The following is a 16,704-nucleotide window of genomic DNA, read 5'->3' on the forward strand; positions in this document are numbered from 1 at the left end:
GTACGCCTGCATGGCGCGAAGCTCAACGGGTGCACTTGTGAGCGCTTACTGCGGGAGCAGATGCACGACGAGCGGGTATAGCGACAGGATCAGCAGCACGGCCATCGTCACGTTGAAGATGCGCAGCGCGCGGCGGTTCGACAGGAAGCGGCGCAGACCTTGGCCGCACGCGGCCCACAGGCTGATGCACGGAAAGCCGATCAGGATGAACACGACGGCCATCCACGCGGCGTTCATTCCGTAGTCGGCGGACAGGCGGATCGTCGTCGCGGCGGTCAGCACCATCATCCATGCCTTCGGATTGACCCACTGGAACGCGGCGGCTTCGAGGAACGTCATCGGCCGCGGCTTGGCGCCTTGCGCCTTCACTTCGCCGGACGTGCCGATGCGCCATGCGAGGTACAGCAGATACGCGACGCTCGCGACTTCGAGGATCGTATACAGGACCGGCACGCGCCGGAACGCCTCGCCGAGGCCGAAGCCGACACACAGCATCAGGACCGCGACGCCGATGCTGATGCCGAACAGGTGCGGCATCGTGCGGCGGAACCCGAAATTGACGCCGGAAGCGAGCAGCATCGTGTTGTTCGGGCCAGGGGTGATCGACGTGACGAGCGCGAACAGCATGCCGGCGGGCAATGCGCTGAGGGTGAGGAAGTCCATCGCGGATTCTCCATTCGTGTTCGAGACTGGGATGGAGCCAGTGTAGCGACGGTTTTCTGTACAGTACCGGTACAGTTTGATGGATGGGTGCCGGTACGGGGGGGCGGAAGTTGCGGAGCGGGAGGTAATTTCGAACCAGACCACGTCTCAACTATGGTGCGACCGGGCGGTAAGCGGTTCGCTCCACCGTCCTCAATCAGGTGAAATCATGCCGTCTCCGCAGGGGATACGGCCACCAGTTCTTCGACTCGTGCAGCACCAGCACGCGTTCAACCACAGCCTGCTGCCCCGGCGGTTTCGCGTGCGGTCACCACGACCGCAAAAACGCATCCCAGCGATGCGATTCCGTCTGAGCGCGAACCGCGTCGCACGCCGTATGATCGCCCCGGTCTTTTCTCGAGGCCACCCAATGCGCGTCGTCATCTCCATTCGTTCGCGCGCTTCGCCACAACAACCCAGCGAATATGTCCAACTTCTCACTCATACTCGTCGTATCAATGTTGAGCGCCTTTGGCCTGATCGCGTCCGACGTCTATCTGCCCGCCATGCCGTCGATGGCCCATGAGTTCTCAATCGGCGCATGGCAGATGCCGCAGACGGTATCGGCCTACCTGATCGCGCTCGCCTGCGCCCAACTGTTCTATGGCCCCCTCTCCGATCGATGGGGCCGCAAACCCGTGCTGACGGTCGGAATCCTTCTGTACATTTTTGGCTCGATCGGCTGCGCAAGTGCCGGCGGCTTCGCAAGCTTTCTCGGCTGGCGCATGCTTGAGGCGCTCGGTGCAGCTTCCGGTCTCGTCATCGGCCGCGCAATCATCGCCGACACCTGCGATAAGAAGGAATCCGCAAAGGTCTACAGCATCGTATATCCGCTCGTCTCGCTGTCTCCAGCGATCGCCCCCGCGATCGGCGGATATCTGGCCGCCTGGTTCGGGCGGCGAAGCGATTTCATTTTCGTCGCCGGGTTTGGCGCAGTCGCGCTCGCGCTGGTACAGCTTCTTCTGAAAGAAACGCGGCCGCCCGTCGCGCCGGGGCAGCATCGCACAGTTGCGCTGGCCGGTTTTTCCGACGTGCTCGGAGATCGCGTGTTCATCCGATATACGCTCGTCGTGTGCGCAATCTATTGCGCGTGGTTCGTGTACCTGACGCAATCGCCCTTCATCTTTTCGGGCCTCGCCCTTCGGAACAGCAAAGCGGCTGGCTTTATCTGCCGCTTACTGCCGGCATCATTTCCGCCAACATGATCTCGCGCCGCATGCTCGACCGGATGTCCTACGACTCGATCGTCGTGGCCGGTGTGGGCTGTTTCGTCGCCGGCGGCATTGCATTCGCCTTGTGCGAATCGTGGCATTTCAAAAGCCTCATCGCAGTCGTAATGCCAATGTTTCTCGTCAGCCTGTCAAACGGATCGTCGTTGTCGCTCGCCGTCTCGGGCGCCATCGCGAGCGAACATGGGCGCGCCGCCACGGCGTCTGGGCTGGTCGGATTCCTCCAGATCGGAAGTGCGTCGCTGGCGGCCACCGTGTCCAGCGGATTGCTCGGTACCGGAAGCCACGTGCTGGCGACGGCAATTCCGTTCTTCGCAATCGTCGCCGCAGTCGCGATCGTCCCCCGGTGGTATGCCGCGCGGCGCACGCTCTCGATGCGCAACACGCTGCCACGTTAAACCCCCCCGGGCTTTCCGCCGACGAGATCCGGGCCGCTATCGATAGCGGTCGAACGAAGCCGCTATCTCGTCGGTGACCGCCCGAACGCGCGCCGTCCGGTTCAGGTCAGTATGCGAAACAAGCCAGACCTGATACGGCGCGGTTCGAGTCCTGTCAGGCCAGATTCGCACGAGCGAATCGTCCTCCTGCGCCATATATGCCGGGAGCTCGCCGATTCCGATACCGGACCGGATCGCCGTCGCCAGCATCAGGCTCGAACTCACTTGCGCTACCACGCGCCCTCGTTCCATCGACTCGCCGCACAGTGAGTGCCCCTGGTTCGACGTGATGGAAGGTTGGTAGACAACGAGATCATGACCTTCGAAAGCGGATCCAATCGCGGGGGCGCCACGCGCATCCAGGTACTCGCGACTCGCGAACAAGCCGACTTCCCATTCGGCCAGCTTCCGGCGTACGAGATCGGGATTTTCCGGCATCACGGTTCGAATCGCGAGATCCGCGGCACGTCGCGTCAGGTTGAGCACCTGCACGGAAGTTGTCAGGACCACGTGTATGCCGGGGTATTTCCGGCGTAACGCGCGGATCGCGGGAACGACAAAATCCATCGCCAGGGAATCGGTTGTCGTCACCCGAACCTCGCCTTCGAGGCGATCGTCCGAGCCATGTGCGCGACGCTCGAACTCGCACGCCGCTCGCTCCATCGCTTCTGCAGCCAGCAACGAATGCTCGCCGATCTGCGTTACGACATAGCCGGACGGCGTCTTGAGAAACAGCTTCGCACCCAGCGCCTTCTCCAGTGCCGTCAGTCGCCGCCCCACGGTTGCCTGATCGACATCGAGAACGACTGCAGCCTCGCGCAGCGTCCCGACACGATGAACTGCCAAAAAGACGCGTGCATCGTCCCAATTCATGAATAACGTTCTCTCTCAGTAAAGCACTTTTGCATTCTCTGAATGCGATTATACAAGTTGAGTGTCTCCACCCAGCAGATATAATCAGGTTTCCATATCAAATGGCATGTCGAGATGTTCAGGAAATCGATGATTCTCTCGTCATATGGACGGTTTTAAAGTGCGGTGCCGGCGTATTTGACTCGCTTGGACTGTATTCAAATTGATCGTCTTCGGCACCGTTTCACACCGGTAACGACCGTGTCAGTTCATGATGCGTTCTCGGTACCGAAGTTCAACGATCTCGTTGATACGAGGTTGAATGTTGGAAATGGCTCGTTCCATCTCCGGCATGATCGAACCGCGACCTTTTCGGAGCCATGCTTGTCCCGCCGGGCTCATGTAGAAATCGTTGATGCCGCGTAGCTCGCTGATGGTGAAGTTCCTTGCGCAACTCTCCAGAAGCTGTCTGAGTATGGGATATTTAGCATTATTGAGCGTTTCGTCGAGCACTTCGCTGTAGACATTGGCATCCGTCGAACTTCTCATTCCTGGTCTGCGCTGGATGGCATCATACGAGTTTCTGACAATTTCTCGGATACGTTGGTCCATATCATCTTCTACACCTGCCAATTTGATTGATTGGCGGCACAAGGCACGCCTGTCGCCGGATCGATTCCAGTCGTCGAACCCGCGAAACTGGGCGTAGGCCGGAGAGCCAAAAAAGAAAGACGCGATGAACGCTGTCATCATAAGGACGACGATATTTTTCATTTGAGATGGGAAAATCGAGGGAAAACGTTGATCGAACGCGACGCAGTGAAGTGAGGTTCCCTTGCGCGGAAGCAGTTTTGCAAGGCCGGGCCTGATATGCGCCAGTCTTGCAACCGGTGCCCGGCGGTTTCGCGCGGTTCGAAGGAAGTTGCCGTGGGACGCCTTTCTCGAGGGCTCGTCAATCGATTACGTCGGCGCAGGTATCCGTCGGCGCCGCTGCGAAGTGTCCAACCACCGGAATGACCTTGAGGCCCGCAGACGCGACACGACACGGTGCGGCGACCGCCCCGCATCCGGAAAGGACCGCGATCAGCGGAATAAGGGTAAGCAGTTTCTTCATGTCGTCACCTGTCGACGAAAGTTGCGTTGCTTTACGGTTTCGCGCGGCTCGCCCGACGTAGAGCCGCATCCGAACCATGCCGGATGGAATTCATGACTTCAGCGCACACACGGCCATCGCGATATCGGCGGCGGCCTGGGTGACGATCTGCTGGTAGGCGAGTACCAGGCTTCCCAGTTCGCCGGGAGCTGGCCACTCCGCCTGCGTACGGCCGGCCGTCAACTGACCGTCGGATACGCGTTGCACGGTCCAGTTGATGACCGCGCCGGCGCGTATACCGAGTTCGGCATCCATGCTGACCACCGCGGCCGTCACGCGGTATTGCGGTTTCACTCCGGAGGGGTTTCGCTGGTAGATATCGACGGCGCCGAGACTCGACTGCAGCCGTTGCGACAACGCATCGCGCAACTCGTCGGGCAGCGGCGCCAGCCAGCGATCCTGTTCCAGCAGCTTGAAGGTGCCGTTGCGCTGATTCAGAATCAGATTGGTCCGATTGAGGCGTTCGGGAACGGCTACGGGGGCTACCTCGATCCATCGCGAGCCGATGCCGGTGGCCGGCGCGGCGCACTGCTCGACTGCCGCACGGCCCGCCGATACCTGCTCCAACGTGTAATAGCGCGGCTCAGGGGACGCGCAGCCGGTCAATATGGACGCGCCGAGCGTCCAGCCGAGGGCTGTCGACGCGAGGTTCGAGTGTCCGATCATGGTTGCTCCGAGTTCGTTTTGCCGCGCACGATTGCTTCCGGGTGGCGTTCCAGATAGTCGGTCAACGCGCGCAGCGAGGTGGCCGTGCGCGTCAGCTCCTGCATCATGCGGCGCGCGTCCTGCTGCGTCGGGGAATCCGTCGCGAGCGTGGCGTCGGCCGACTGGAGCGTCTTCCGCGCGTCCCGCAGCGCGGCGTCGACCTGGGGCATGACGTCGCCGTTGAGTTGCGTCACCAGCTTGTCCGCGTTGTTCATCACTTTGTTCAACGACGACATTGAATTGCGCAAATCCCCCGCGATCTGATCGAACGGCACCTTGTCGACCTTGCTGACGATGTTGCCAAGCTTCGCCTGAAGCTCGTCGATGGTGCTGGGCGTGGTGGCCAGTTCGGGCAGCGGGCTGTCTATGTCGACTTTTACGGGCGGCGCATGCGGAAAGAAGTCGAACGCCACGTACAGTTGGCCCGTGAGCAGGCTCGCGGTACGCAATTGAGCGCGCAGACCGCGTTTGGCCATGGTCTCGGCGATGCTCCGCGCGTTCTGCTTGTTGGCGAGATCGGCCCGGCTGAAACCCATGCGCGACGGGTAGAGTTCAATGACCACCGGCATGCGGAAGGTTTTGGCGTCGCGCTGGTATTCGATACCGATCGAGCGCACCTGGCCAACCACGATGCCGCGAAAATCGACCGGCGCGCCCGGGGTCAATCCGCGCAGCGACTGGTCGAAATTGAGCACCACCAGCGCGGGACTCGATTCGTCGGCGGGTTTCAGCGCCTCGGCCTGATCGCTGGCGAGCGCGAACTGGGTGTCTTCGGCGGCGGCTTCTCGACTCGCGGGATTGTCCGGCGTCTGGAAGGCGATGCCGCCTGACAGGATGGTGGCGAGCGACTGCGTGTTCACCTTGAGGCCGCCGCCGTCGAGCTTGACGTCGACGCCGCTGGCGTGCCAGAACAGCGTGTCGGCGGTGACCAGCTTGTCGTACGGTTTGTTGATGAACACCCGGAGAGACAGATCGCGTCCGTCGGGGGACAACTGGTAGGCCACCACCTGGCCGACGCGGACGCGCCGATAGTAGACCGGCGAGCCGATGTCGAGCGAGCCGAGGTCGGCGGCGTGCAACACGAACTGCTTGCCGGAGGTGTCGGAGGTCACCGCCGGCGGCACTTCCAGTCCGGTGAAGGAGCGGGTGCGCGCCTGCGACTTGCCCGCGTCGACGCCGATGTATGCGCCGGAAAGCAGGGTATCCAGGCCTGAAACGCCAGAGATGGCAAACCGGGGGCGCACGACCCAGAAGCGGGTGCCCATGGTCGCGAAATTCCCGGCATCGCCTGTCAGGGCGATGGTGGCGACGACATGAGAGTGATCCGGCGCAAGGTGCACGGCCGTGACCAGGCCAATGTCGACGGATTTGTAGCGCACCGGGGTTTTGCCTGGAACGAGGCCTTCGGCGGAACGGAAGGTCACGGTTACCTCGGGGCCGCGCTCGACGAGGACATGGATCAGCAATGACAGCCCGATCACGGCGGCGACGATTGGAACCAGCCAGACAAGCGAGGGCAGCCAGCGTATTCGCCGGCGAATGTCGGGTAGCGTCGGGGAATGCGGCAAAGCGGGTTCAGTCATTATTTGTGTCCAGCGAATCCCACAGCAGGCGGGGATCGAAGCTGTGAGAGGCCAGCATGGTTAGTACGACTACACATGAAAAAGCCATGAGGCCCGCTCCGGGCGTAACGGTGGCTAGTGCGCCGGCGCGGATCAGCGAACTGAGCAAGGCGACGACAAAGACGTCGAGCATCGACCATCGACCGATTGTTTCGATGAGGCGGTACAGCCGGGTTTGTTGCCGGATGCGCCAAGTGGTGCGGAAACGCACCGAGAGCAGCAGCAATGTCAAGGCCATCATCTTGAGCAGCGGCACCACCATGCTGGGAATCAGCACCAGGATGGCGAGCCCTTTCGAGCCGGAGACCCAGAAATAAACGACGCCGGAGAAAATGGTGGCGTTCGATGTGCCGTCGATGGATTGGGTGACCATGATGGGCAGCAGGTTGGCTGGGACATGGAGAATCATGGCGGCGATCAGGAAAGCCCACGCGCGCGCCTGGCTGTCCTGTTTGCGGCTGTGCAGCGCAGCGCCGCAACGCGGACAACTTAGGCCTTCGAACGACTGTGGACTGAGCACGCCACAGGCGTGGCAACACACCAGACGCATCGATGTGGTGGTGGGCACGACGGGCAACGGTGCATTCTCGTCGTCGAGCGATTGGCGCGTCACGTTGTCCGACAGCTGCGAGGGGCCGCCCCCGTCGGATGAGGCGGGCATGAGCATGCTCATTGCTGTGGCGCCTCGTCCACATACAGCCACAGACTGCGCGGATCGAATGCAAGAATGGTCGTCAGTACGCACACGAGCGCGCCGAATGACCAAAGCGCAAGGCCTGGCAGTAGATGGGCCGTACTGGAGATCTTGGCCAGCGTCACCAGCACGCCGAGCATAAAGACTTCGATCATGCCCCACAGTCGTGCCTGTCTGATACCGCGCACCACGTGCGCGAAACCCGGCGGCACACAGCGTAGAGACATCGGAAGCAACAGGTAGAGCATCATCAGCATCTCGGCCAGGGGAAACAGGACCGTTGTTGCGAACATCACAACGGACATCATCGGCATGTCATCCAAGAAGAGCGCCTCTACCGTGCCCCAAAGCGTCGCCTGCATGCGCATGCCTCTGATATCCAGTTCGACGATCGGAAAGGCAACGGAGACCACGAACAAGATCAGCGCGGTCAGCACGAGGGGCAATAGCCGGAGATAGGCGAGCGTGCTCTCTCGGTACAGCAAACCGCCGCAACGCAGGCAGCGAGCACAAGCACCTTCCACAAGCTGCACACGCAGATAGACAGCCGAGCAGTATTCGCAGGCAATCAGGCTCGAAAGACAAGCGGACGCGTGGCCGGCAGCGTGGTATTTCGGGTCGTGCTTCGTCATGGTGTCAATCTCGAAGACAATTCAATACGGCTCCAGGACACCCCGCATTCGCAAGTTGCCGCTGACGATGTCGCGCATGCCGTTCGAATCCGGAAAATTGGCCCGAAGCGACAGCCAAGGGCCTCAAGCATGCCGGGTGACGCTCAACACAAGCGTGATGTATGCAAGTGCGGCAAACACGCCGGCCAGCGTTCCGAGCACGTCCCTGGACACAGCACCGCGCCAGCAGTGGACCGGAATTCCCACCAGCAGGTACGCAAGCGCAAAGACAAGGGTGACGATCAAAGGGGGCGGGCCGAGCGTGGCAACCATGTGTAAAAATTGGTCCATACGTACTCCCCAATGCGTTCTCGAGCATCGTCGTTACATGCGCGTATCCTCCGTTGCCCATGATTTATCGATATGGACAACTGAAAATAGACGACCCGATGGAAAAATCATCCGAGCATCGGATCGTCAGCGCAGCCGCTCCACCAGGGCGTCCGCTCCCTTGTCGAGACCGGTCTTCGCGGCACTCAACGAACCGAAGGCCGCGGGCAAGTTCATCGCATTCGGATATTGCTTCGAAACGTATGCTTCCAGCAGGCGGCCGGTGCTGCCGTCATGGATTTCCACCGCATAAGAGACCGAGCCGCTGAATGCGCCCTGGCCTCCACGCACCGCCTGCACGCCGTTATAGAGGTTGCCAGCGATGTCGAAGTGCATGAACTGTCCGACGACCGGCTTGGTCTTTTCGGCGCCGGTGAGCGTCAGGTTGATACGCAGGGTGTTGGGGCCTGCCTGTCGCGTAACGTTGAATCGCTTCGACAGTTTTTCCGAGAACGTCTTGCTCATGTAGTCGGCGAGCGCCGCCTTGTCTGCGTCCTTCATGTCGCCAAACTGGTTGTCGCTGCCCCGATAAACGGTGACCGGGTCCAGTACGACCTTGGAGTATTGGGACCAGGCCACCGGTGTGTCATACCGGTAGGGCACCTTGGCCGCGTCGTCATTCCGGTTCTCTTTCAATTGCGACGAGGACGCAAGGCCCGAGTACGGAAGGGGCTGCACACTCGTGCATGCCGCCATCGCGAGCATGGCGGCGCCGGCCAGGAGAAGCGAGGCGCTGTTGCGAACTGACATTTCGTATTCCTTAAAAGATGGGTTTATTTGGGGGCGGAGCGACTTACTCGCAGTGCCATGAGCCGACGGACCGGATGGTAGCGCAGCAGGAAATAAATGTAAACCGTCTATCCGGTCTGTAAAAATTCGGGAGGGGGCAGTACAATGTCGGCTCCGTTTGTCGATGCCATGGTTCCCGGTCATGTAGGTTGCTGCACCGCTCGGCAGGCGGTGCGCGATCGGCGCCCCGGCCATGGCGCCGGCCCGGCGTCACAACGTCATCAGCATCGAAAATGGATAACCGGACTCGTTCAGAGATTTCCCGCCGGAAGGCGATTGAGGCAGCGCTTGTCATCCTCGAGAGGGATGGCATTGGCGGACTTACGTTCGATTCGTTGTCGCGTGAAAGCGGTATCAGCAAGGGCGGGTTGCTGCATCAATTCCGCAACAGGCATGGCGTGCTCCAGGCCCTGCTGGAACATCAGGAGCGGCAGTTCGAGCAGATAGCGGCCGACTACTTGGCGAAAGAGGGCCAATCGAAGAAGGAACCCAATCTGGCCGCCGAGATTGCCATCTATCGGGAAGCCATCGATCAGCCGAATTCCGTGGCGAGGGCCGCTCTTGCGGCGCTTGTCGATAGTCCGAGCCTGCTTGAAAACCGGACGTCGACTGCCTCGGCAAGAATGCAGGCACTGAGCGACGAGGCGGCCGACCTCGATTTATCTCTGTTGCGATATTTTGCTGCCAGCGGTATCGCGTTCCACTCTCTGCTGGGGCTTACACCGTTGGATGAAAAGATGCGGAACAGACTCTTCGATCGTCTTCAAGACGAGCAAAGCTGGCGAGGTGTTCAGTCAGAGCCGGCATCGAAGCGGAGCTATCGAAAGTGAGCGGTTTGCGGAGCGGCCGTAGTGACTTTCCCCCGTTCTCCAGGACGGGTTTACCAGCCGGTAATACGCTGCTCGATTGAACCGGGCTAACGAAGTTCAGCGTTGAGAGCCGACGATTCGGATGGTTGAGGCGCTCGATTGCGGCGTTGTCTCGACTTTCGGCAGTGCCTCCGCGCGCAGCGGTTGCTGACGTCCATTCCTTCGTGTCGTCACGCGCCAGCCCGACTCAGCGGCGCAACACGTTATCGCCGATGTCCAGGTCGAGCGCTACCTGTGTGACAGTTGCACCACGCTGATTACACAGCCGCCCGGCTTCGCGCTTGAATTCATTGGTGAAGTGCTTTCTTGCTCCGCTTATTTTGTCCTCTTCGGATAACAGCGAGCTTGGCCATCGCCGAGTTCCGGAATATCGTCGCCACCGCGAGCCGCAACGGAATCGCAGGCGGCCAGTACGGCATGCGATCAAGCCATTGAGCGACGTGTTGCAGGCGGGACCGGATGGACGACGCATCGAGGTCCGTTCGAGTCAGGTGGCGCATGAGCGTCCTCCATGGTGCCGATGGTCGTTCGATGCCGATATGGCTGCGACAAAGCGTCCGCTTGCGAGCAGCATCGCGACAAGCGCATAGCCGTCGTCATGTGCCGCGTGAAACAGTGCGCTGCGGACCGGTTCACCGGCAAAGAGTGCATTCACGATTCGGTACTCGCCGTTGCGGAGGCGGCATCATGTCGATGTCTTCTGAGAACTTCCCGTCGCCACGGGCACTTTTTCTGAGACGAGCGTCAGGCTGTCGTCAACAGGGCGGTCCAACTCCTTGATTTCTCCAGCGGACCCAAGACACTTATTCCAAGAGCCCACAATCGCCGGCTCGCGCCTGGAGTGCTGGCGTGAATCGGCTCGCGTTGACGTTCGATGGCCGATCCGCCAGCCGACAGGCGATCACGGGTTACCCACGTGCTCAGTTTCCATCACACGGAGCACCGGACGGCCGCCGATATCCTTCAGCGGAAAGTACGAGCGGTGCGTAGCCGGATCGACGGCGACGACATGCGCGTTCGGCCCCAGCTGTCCCTCGCCGAGTTCGATGACATTGGAACCTTTGACGGCGAACATCGAAACGTTGCCGGCTTCACCCGCGACGTAGAGCACGTTCGACGCCGAATCGAACGCCAGCACGTCCGGTCCCCCACCGATGTCGAACGTTCGAACCACATGCCGCGCGCGCATATCGAAGACGAGAAGCGCGTCATTGTCCTCGCAAGCGATGAAGGCGAGGCGGCTGCGCGGCTCGATCAGCAAACCGTGATTGCCTTTCGCACCCGGCAAGTCGAAACGGCCGACTACACGGTCAGTCGCCGGATCGATGTCGATGAGCTGACGACGCGTCTGGACATTCACGAAGATGTGCCGGGAGACGGGATCGTATTGCGTGTTGCCGGCCTCGCCGTCGAGCGGAATCGTCGCGACGCGCCGGCTGCTCCGGACGTCGATGACCGTTTCCGTTTTTCCGTATTCGTCGGATACGTAGAGCTTGTGCACGTCGGGTGCATAGGCCATCCCGTCGGGATAATGCCCGCCCGGCATGCGCGCGGCGATCTTCAGCGTCGCGGCGTCGATCGCGACGATTTCGTCGGACCCGGTCGCGGATGCGTAGACGCGCGACAGCTCCGGCACGGCAAGCACGCCATGTACCGACGATACGCCGGTGATCAGCCCGGTCACGCGCGATGCATGCGTATCGAAAGCAATCACCTCGCCGTCGCCGAGGTGCGCGATAAAGAGCCGGTTGCGGGCCGAATCAAGGCTCGCGTAGTCGAGCCGGGTCGCGCGGCCCGGCAACGCGATGTCCGCGACGTGCTTCAGAGGCAAGGTGCCGATTGATGTTTCGTCGCCCGCAGCGCAAGCGCGGTGAGCCAGGATGCCCGATGTCGCGAACAGGGCGAAGAGTGCGACGAACAGGGGAACCCCATAGCGCCGGTGTGTCGGGTATTTCATGATTTCCTCCCGCGGCGGCCGCCGCCGCTACCGAGAGCCGGCGGCGGCACCACGTTGCCCTGCATCAGCGCGGGACGGCCGCCTGTGCGTCGAGCGCCGCCTTGACAGCCCTCGCCAGATCAATCGCCTTGCCCTTGCCCCAGTAATGCAGGAACAGGATGCGTGGCGTTTCTCCGCTCATGTGCTGGTGGATGGCGACGATATTGATGCCGGCGGCGCGCATGCGCTTGAGTACGGTCTGCAGCTCGTTCTCGTGCATCGCGAAGTCGCCGTCGACCACCGCGTCGTCGTCGGAGCCGGCAAAGGCCGCCCACGTGTTGACGCCCATCTCGTTGCCCACCTTGATGCCATGCATGCTCGTCGTCATGCCGACGACCATCTTGTACATGCCGTTGCGGGTCTGGCCTTTCCCGCCGAGGATCGCATCCAGCGGTTCGGCCGTAATGGTGCTGGGTTCGGCGATGTGTCCGGGGAACGTGCTTTCCGGTGCCGGATGAGCGGAACGGATCTCGGCCACCGTGTCGTAAACCTTCTTCACGCCTTCGGCGAGTCTGATCGTATCGCCGTCGCCGCCGATGTGCATGAAGTACACCCTCGGCCGATCGAAGAAGAAGTGGTTGTGCAGGGCAGTGACTTGCAGGCCGGCATCGAAGGCGGCGCTCATCGCGGGATTCACCTCGTCCTCGAGCAGTACGGTGTCACCCATCATCATCGACTGACCGTGGTGCCCAGGCGTGAATGCTGCCCATGAAGTCAATCCCATGAACGGCGGCATGGCCCGGTCGTCGATCTGGATCTTCACGTCGTCGCGCGGTTTCGATACCTTGAAGACTTTCTCCTTTTCCGAATAGGAACCTTTCAGGCCGGTGATTCGCTCAATGCCGGCGCTATCGAACGCAGGGTGCTGTTGCGCCGCCGCCGGGTTCGCAGCGGCACACAAGATCGCGCCGGCAGCGATCGCGGGGAAAAATCTGTCGAGAATCAGCATCGGTGAGCCTTCCATGGACATGGGGTGACAAGAAGCGCGCATGTTTCACGTCGATGCGTCGCTTTGTGTGGCTCCTCGCTTCCTTGTTGTTCGGCCGCTGCCGCATTTACCGGGCCCGGCCGTCATCCGGTCTGACGTGTCGAAAAGCAAGCAACATGGAAAGGTCGTACGCGATCTTCAGTGCGCCGCATGCGACCAGCGGCGCGCCGAGCCAGCCGAGACCGAAGAGGCCGCCGGCCAATGTCGGCGCGAGCGCAGCCGCGAGGCTGCGCGGGACGGATGTGAAGCTGGCCGCTGCCGGCCGCTCCGCCGGCGTGACGACCGCCATCACGTACGCGGTTCGTGTCGGCACATCCATTTGCGAAAGCGCGCTGCGCATCAGCAGCAACGTCAACGTCAGCGGCAACGACGGTGCGAGAGCGGCACCGATCAGGCAGATGCTCGACGGGATATGCGTGAACACCATCGTGTTCAGCAGGCCGATCCTGCGCGCCAGCGGCGCGGCCGCGAGCTGCGAGCCAGCCGAAAGCAGGCCCGCCCAGAAGAAGAACCGGCCGGCGGCGGCAATCGAGAGTCCGAAACGCTGAATCAGCCACAGCGACAACAACGAGTTGACGACGAGACCGCCCGCGAACGCGTCGACGCTGAACAGCATCGTCAGCCTGATGACGATCGGGCGCGACGGGCCGAGCGGCAACGTTGCGTTCTTTGTCGCGTGCGTCTCCGGGCGCGGCAGTCGCCGATACAGCATGCAGACGACGATACCCGCCGCCGCATAGACCAGAAACATGCCGCGCATCGCCCCCAGCGTCGTGATTCGGGTATGTGATGCGACGACGATCGGCAGGCCTGCCGCAAGAGACCCGACCGCCCCGGATACGGCCCCGACGAGGCTGTATCGTGCAAACAGCGCCGTGCGAGCGTCGCCGTCGGCTGCTTGCGCCAGGCGCGACTGTTCGAGTGGCAGAAACAGGCTGACATCGCCGGAACTCGGATTGAGCGTTCCGGCGAAGGCGACGACGACCAGCGGCCACAATGTGGAGAAGCTCGCGAAGCCGATGCCCGTCGCTGCCATCAGTGCCGCAGCGAGCGTCAGCATGCGCCGCTGCGTGAAGCGGCTCGCGAGCATGCCGATCGCGATCGTCGCGATTGCGGAACCCGCCAGCGTCGTGGTGCCGATCAAGCCGACTTCCAGTTGCGAAAGCCCGAGCGACAGCAGATACGCGGGCAGCAGCACTGCAATGAATCCGTCGCAGAAACCGCGCAGGCCACGGCTCGCGAGGATGAGCCATGCCGTCGTATCCGTGCCCGCCGGCAGTATCCGGCTGGCGAGCGTCGACGCGCACCGGTTTTCAGGTATGAGCATCATGCCGGCACCACGCGTGATGCGAATCGTCGATGAGTCGCGCAATGGTCCACGGGCATGCGACGCGGTCGACCTTCGGCCGTTCGCGCATAGTCGACTTCATGGCACGCCTCCTGTATGCCTGACGAACCTCGTCCGATGCGTCACGGCCCTCTCCCCGCGGTGCCGCTCAATGATGGAGCAACGGGTAGGCCACCAGTCCGACGAGCGCGGCGGCCGTGACGATAACCGGCTCCTGCAGCTTCTTGAAACGCCACAGCAGCAGCACGGTACCGACGGCGAGCAGTGCGGTCGGCAGGTCGACGATCGAGCGTTTCGCGATAACGAGGACGGAGCCCGTGATCGCCCCGACGGCTGCGGCGGTGATTCCATTCACGAACGCCTTGACGCCCGGAAGGTGCCCGTACTTCTTCACGTATGGCGCGGGAATGACAGTGAACAGATAGCAGGGCAGGAACGTGCCGAGCGCCGCGACGCATGCGCCCGGAAAGCCGGCCACGAGGTACCCGATGAAGCCGACGGTGATCACGACCGGGCCGGGGGTGATCATCGCGACCGCGACTGCGTCGACGAACTGCTTGTCGTTCAGCCAGTGATGTTCCGTGACGACGCCGCCGTAGAGGAACGGCACGATCGCGAGCCCGGAGCCGAACACGAATGTGCCTGCCTTCGTGAAGAACGCGCCGATCTGCACGAGCTGCGGCAGATCGATGCCGCTCGCGATTGCGCCGATTGCCGGCAGGTTGGCGGCGGCAGCGGCATTCAGCCCGCCCCTGTGCAGCCACTTGGGTGGGGCGCGCCACAGCCAGCCGACCAGGCCCGCGACGAGGAACAGCCATGCGATCTCCGATTCCGTGACGAAGGTCACGGCGGCGAGTGTCACGAAGATCGCCCAGAGCAGCTTGTCGCGGCCGACGGTTTTCGTCGTGAGCTTGTACGCGCTCATCGCGATGATGCCGACCACCGCGGCGCCGACGCCGTAGAAGACGGCCTGCATCCAGGACAGTCCGCCGAAATGCGCGTATGCGAACCCGAGGGCGAGCACCATCAGGAACGACGGCAGCACGAACGCGAAGCCGACGAGTGTCGCACCGAGAATGCGGTAGTGAACGAAGCCGAGATAAATCGCGAGCTGGGCCGCCATCGGCCCCGGTGCGAGCTGGGCGAGCGTGAGCCCTTCCTTGTAGTCGGCTTCAGTGATCCAGCCACGGCGCTCGACCAGGTCGCGACGCATGTAGCCGGCGAGCGCAACCGGCCCGCCGAAGCCGAACGTGCCGAGGCGCAACATGTAGGCGACCAGCGCGCCGAGCGAGTAGGTCGGTTCGGTCGCGGCGATGGCAGTGGTCATGATCTGGCTCCGGTCTCGTTCTTGCCGCACGACGAGAAATGCGCGTGCAGGGAGTCGAGCACGGCGCTCATCTGCTCGAGCAATTGATCGTCGTTCTCCGTGCGCTGGCGCGTGCCGGCCATCACGGCCTCGAAGCCGGTCGCCTCGGGTGCCATGGGGCCGCCCACGTCGAGCGCGTGCACGATCCCCGCGAGCCGCACGAGCGCAGGATCGTTGTCCAGTCCGAAACTGGCCAACAGCACCTCGAACGTGACGCGTTCGCCGACGTGCGTAAACGTCGCGCCGTCGAAATCGAAACCCAGTGCGTCAGCCGGACAATCTTCCGGCGATGCGAGCCAGATGAAGCGGGCGCGTGCGTCGATGAAGCGGCGGATCAGCCATGCGCTCGCGACACGATCGACCCAGAGGCGCCGACGCGTGGCCCAGGTGCGTCCCTGGTACTCGCCCATGACGAGCGGCCGGACAGGGCGATCCGCGGCATGCGGTTCGCCCGGCGACAGCACGGTATCGACCAACGCGACGAAATCCTGCAGCCCGGCTTCGGCGCGCGTCGCCGCGTCGTCCGGGAAGTAGTCGATTGCTCGGATGCTGTCGAAGTCCTTGCGCACGCGTCGCAGCAAGCGCGTGAGTTCCGTGGCGGACTGTCCGGCGAGCGTCTTGCGGGCGCTCGCGAGTGTCTGGAGGAAGACGGTGTAGTCGTCTCCTCGATCGAAAAGCGTTCGGAATTCCAGCTCCTGTGACGCGTCGAGACTCGGCGCGCGCAGCAGATGCGCGCTGCCGCCGCTTTCGGCAATCGCGTCCGCAAGTTCGCGCAGCGCCCGTTCGTGCTCTTCCGAGTGCGGCAGCAGATAGACGCCGTCGCGCAACACCGCGCAACCCCTGGCCTTGAGCGCGCGCCAGAACCGCATGCGCGCCGTCGCGTTCTGCGTGGGAAGGGTCAGTACGAGGAACGACCATGTCGTGAGCATATTCATGTAGAGAATGCTACTCAA

The 16,704-nt window shown here is 62.3% G+C and carries 19 protein-coding genes and 2 pseudogenes; 3 read left to right on the forward strand and 18 right to left on the reverse strand.

Annotated features, from left to right (window positions below):
- Nucleotides 1-45: 45 nt before the first annotated feature.
- Complete coding sequence (locus WI26_RS15610; protein ID WP_059536307.1) at nt 46-663, reverse strand: LysE family translocator; 618 nt, start codon at nt 661-663, stop codon at nt 46-48.
- A gap of 464 nt (nt 664-1,127) precedes the next feature.
- Between WI26_RS15610 and WI26_RS32995 the strand changes: the two genes are divergently transcribed.
- Both WI26_RS32995 and WI26_RS33000 read left to right on the forward strand, forming a co-directional pair.
- Nucleotides 1,128-1,907, forward strand: coding sequence for an MFS transporter (locus tag WI26_RS32995; protein ID WP_236849339.1), 780 nt, complete (start codon nt 1,128-1,130; stop codon nt 1,905-1,907).
- Nucleotides 1,904-2,329, forward strand: a complete 426-nt coding sequence (locus WI26_RS33000; protein ID WP_236849340.1) for a hypothetical protein — start codon at nt 1,904-1,906, stop codon at nt 2,327-2,329. The genes WI26_RS32995 and WI26_RS33000 overlap by 4 nt, the downstream gene beginning before the upstream one ends.
- Nucleotides 2,330-2,365: 36 nt before the next feature.
- Here WI26_RS33000 and WI26_RS15620 read toward each other — a convergent pair whose 3' ends face one another.
- From WI26_RS15620 to WI26_RS15655, 9 genes are all read right to left on the reverse strand, one after another.
- Nucleotides 2,366-3,241 carry a LysR family transcriptional regulator gene (locus WI26_RS15620; protein WP_069226459.1) on the reverse strand — a complete coding sequence of 292 codons (876 nt, stop codon included), beginning with the start codon at nt 3,239-3,241 and terminating at the stop codon, nt 2,366-2,368.
- A 243-nt stretch (nt 3,242-3,484) separates the two neighbouring features.
- Nucleotides 3,485-3,994 carry a DUF2059 domain-containing protein gene (locus WI26_RS15625; protein ID WP_069226460.1) on the reverse strand — a complete coding sequence of 170 codons (510 nt, stop codon included), beginning with the start codon at nt 3,992-3,994 and terminating at the stop codon, nt 3,485-3,487.
- 178 nt (nt 3,995-4,172) lie between these two features.
- Nucleotides 4,173-4,334 carry a DUF6726 family protein gene (locus tag WI26_RS32720; RefSeq protein WP_167359248.1) on the reverse strand — a complete coding sequence of 54 codons (162 nt, stop codon included), beginning with the start codon at nt 4,332-4,334 and terminating at the stop codon, nt 4,173-4,175.
- A 90-nt stretch (nt 4,335-4,424) separates the two neighbouring features.
- Nucleotides 4,425-5,039: a PqiC family protein gene (locus WI26_RS15630; RefSeq protein WP_069226461.1), complete on the reverse strand. Its 615-nt coding sequence runs from the start codon at nt 5,037-5,039 to the stop codon at nt 4,425-4,427.
- The gene (locus WI26_RS15635) at nt 5,036-6,661 is read right to left on the reverse strand and encodes an intermembrane transport protein PqiB (RefSeq protein WP_069226462.1); all 1,626 of its coding nucleotides are present in this window, start codon (nt 6,659-6,661) and stop codon (nt 5,036-5,038) included. The genes WI26_RS15630 and WI26_RS15635 overlap by 4 nt, the downstream gene beginning before the upstream one ends.
- Complete coding sequence (locus WI26_RS15640; protein WP_081334286.1) at nt 6,654-7,373, reverse strand: paraquat-inducible protein A; 720 nt, start codon at nt 7,371-7,373, stop codon at nt 6,654-6,656. The genes WI26_RS15635 and WI26_RS15640 overlap by 8 nt, the downstream gene beginning before the upstream one ends.
- A complete protein-coding gene (locus WI26_RS15645; RefSeq protein ID WP_069226463.1) occupies nt 7,370-8,026 on the reverse strand; it encodes a paraquat-inducible protein A in 657 nt (218 codons plus the stop codon). The genes WI26_RS15640 and WI26_RS15645 overlap by 4 nt, the downstream gene beginning before the upstream one ends.
- 123 nt (nt 8,027-8,149) lie before the next feature.
- Nucleotides 8,150-8,356, reverse strand: a complete 207-nt coding sequence (locus tag WI26_RS15650) for a hypothetical protein (RefSeq protein ID WP_059464861.1) — start codon at nt 8,354-8,356, stop codon at nt 8,150-8,152.
- Between the two features lie 126 nt (nt 8,357-8,482).
- Nucleotides 8,483-9,145 (reverse strand): DUF3313 domain-containing protein, encoded by a 663-nt coding sequence (locus WI26_RS15655; protein WP_069226464.1) that lies wholly within the window; start codon nt 9,143-9,145, stop codon nt 8,483-8,485.
- A gap of 272 nt (nt 9,146-9,417) precedes the next feature.
- On the opposite strand from WI26_RS15655, the gene WI26_RS15660 reads away from it, so the two are divergent.
- Nucleotides 9,418-10,014 carry a TetR/AcrR family transcriptional regulator gene (locus WI26_RS15660; RefSeq protein ID WP_059464863.1) on the forward strand — a complete coding sequence of 199 codons (597 nt, stop codon included), beginning with the start codon at nt 9,418-9,420 and terminating at the stop codon, nt 10,012-10,014.
- A gap of 150 nt (nt 10,015-10,164) precedes the next feature.
- On the opposite strand, the pseudogene WI26_RS33415 reads toward WI26_RS15660, so the two are convergent.
- The 8 genes and pseudogenes from WI26_RS33415 to WI26_RS15685 all read right to left on the reverse strand — a co-directional run.
- A pseudogene (locus WI26_RS33415) lies at nt 10,165-10,372 on the reverse strand (transposase); the annotation flags it as partial.
- A 19-nt stretch (nt 10,373-10,391) separates the two neighbouring features.
- A pseudogene (locus WI26_RS33005) lies at nt 10,392-10,553 on the reverse strand (DoxX family protein); the annotation flags it as partial.
- 401 nt (nt 10,554-10,954) lie between these two features.
- Nucleotides 10,955-12,010 (reverse strand): YncE family protein, encoded by a 1,056-nt coding sequence (locus tag WI26_RS15665; protein ID WP_069226465.1) that lies wholly within the window; start codon nt 12,008-12,010, stop codon nt 10,955-10,957.
- A 64-nt stretch (nt 12,011-12,074) separates the two neighbouring features.
- Entirely contained in the window at nt 12,075-12,998 is a 924-nt protein-coding gene (locus tag WI26_RS15670; protein ID WP_069227735.1) for a DUF1259 domain-containing protein, read from the reverse strand.
- A gap of 106 nt (nt 12,999-13,104) precedes the next feature.
- Nucleotides 13,105-14,265, reverse strand: a complete 1,161-nt coding sequence (locus WI26_RS15675) for an MFS transporter (protein ID WP_236849367.1) — start codon at nt 14,263-14,265, stop codon at nt 13,105-13,107.
- Between the two features lie 85 nt (nt 14,266-14,350).
- Complete coding sequence (locus tag WI26_RS33420; protein ID WP_155768779.1) at nt 14,351-14,467, reverse strand: chromate resistance protein ChrB domain-containing protein; 117 nt, start codon at nt 14,465-14,467, stop codon at nt 14,351-14,353.
- Between the two features lie 66 nt (nt 14,468-14,533).
- Nucleotides 14,534-15,712, reverse strand: coding sequence for a chromate transporter (locus tag WI26_RS15680; protein ID WP_069226466.1), 1,179 nt, complete (start codon nt 15,710-15,712; stop codon nt 14,534-14,536).
- Entirely contained in the window at nt 15,709-16,686 is a 978-nt protein-coding gene (locus WI26_RS15685) for a chromate resistance protein ChrB domain-containing protein (protein WP_069226467.1), read from the reverse strand. The genes WI26_RS15680 and WI26_RS15685 overlap by 4 nt, the downstream gene beginning before the upstream one ends.
- Between the last annotated feature and the right edge of the window lie 18 nt (nt 16,687-16,704).

It is taken from the genome of Burkholderia diffusa (assembly GCF_001718315.1).
Taxonomy (GTDB): domain Bacteria; phylum Pseudomonadota; class Gammaproteobacteria; order Burkholderiales; family Burkholderiaceae; genus Burkholderia; species Burkholderia diffusa_B.

Bases quoted from the DNA above. Each gene is read 5' to 3' on its own strand.
- WI26_RS15610 (WP_059536307.1), bottom strand. From the start codon at position 663: ATGGACTTCCTCACCCTCAGCGCATTGCCCGCCGGCATGCTGTTCGCG.
- WI26_RS32995 (WP_236849339.1), top strand. From the start codon at position 1,128: ATGTCCAACTTCTCACTCATACTCGTCGTATCAATGTTGAGCGCCTTT.
- WI26_RS33000 (WP_236849340.1), top strand. From the start codon at position 1,904: ATGATCTCGCGCCGCATGCTCGACCGGATGTCCTACGACTCGATCGTC.
- WI26_RS15620 (WP_069226459.1), bottom strand. From the start codon at position 3,241: ATGAATTGGGACGATGCACGCGTCTTTTTGGCAGTTCATCGTGTCGGG.
- WI26_RS15625 (WP_069226460.1), bottom strand. From the start codon at position 3,994: ATGAAAAATATCGTCGTCCTTATGATGACAGCGTTCATCGCGTCTTTC.
- WI26_RS32720 (WP_167359248.1), bottom strand. From the start codon at position 4,334: ATGAAGAAACTGCTTACCCTTATTCCGCTGATCGCGGTCCTTTCCGGA.
- WI26_RS15630 (WP_069226461.1), bottom strand. From the start codon at position 5,039: ATGATCGGACACTCGAACCTCGCGTCGACAGCCCTCGGCTGGACGCTC.
- WI26_RS15635 (WP_069226462.1), bottom strand. From the start codon at position 6,661: ATGACTGAACCCGCTTTGCCGCATTCCCCGACGCTACCCGACATTCGC.
- WI26_RS15640 (WP_081334286.1), bottom strand. From the start codon at position 7,373: ATGAGCATGCTCATGCCCGCCTCATCCGACGGGGGCGGCCCCTCGCAG.
- WI26_RS15645 (WP_069226463.1), bottom strand. From the start codon at position 8,026: ATGACGAAGCACGACCCGAAATACCACGCTGCCGGCCACGCGTCCGCT.
- WI26_RS15650 (WP_059464861.1), bottom strand. From the start codon at position 8,356: ATGGACCAATTTTTACACATGGTTGCCACGCTCGGCCCGCCCCCTTTG.
- WI26_RS15655 (WP_069226464.1), bottom strand. From the start codon at position 9,145: ATGTCAGTTCGCAACAGCGCCTCGCTTCTCCTGGCCGGCGCCGCCATG.
- WI26_RS15660 (WP_059464863.1), top strand. From the start codon at position 9,418: ATGGATAACCGGACTCGTTCAGAGATTTCCCGCCGGAAGGCGATTGAG.
- WI26_RS15665 (WP_069226465.1), bottom strand. From the start codon at position 12,010: ATGAAATACCCGACACACCGGCGCTATGGGGTTCCCCTGTTCGTCGCA.
- WI26_RS15670 (WP_069227735.1), bottom strand. From the start codon at position 12,998: ATGCTGATTCTCGACAGATTTTTCCCCGCGATCGCTGCCGGCGCGATC.
- WI26_RS33420 (WP_155768779.1), bottom strand. From the start codon at position 14,467: ATGAAGTCGACTATGCGCGAACGGCCGAAGGTCGACCGCGTCGCATGC.
- WI26_RS15680 (WP_069226466.1), bottom strand. From the start codon at position 15,712: ATGACCACTGCCATCGCCGCGACCGAACCGACCTACTCGCTCGGCGCG.
- WI26_RS15685 (WP_069226467.1), bottom strand. From the start codon at position 16,686: ATGAATATGCTCACGACATGGTCGTTCCTCGTACTGACCCTTCCCACG.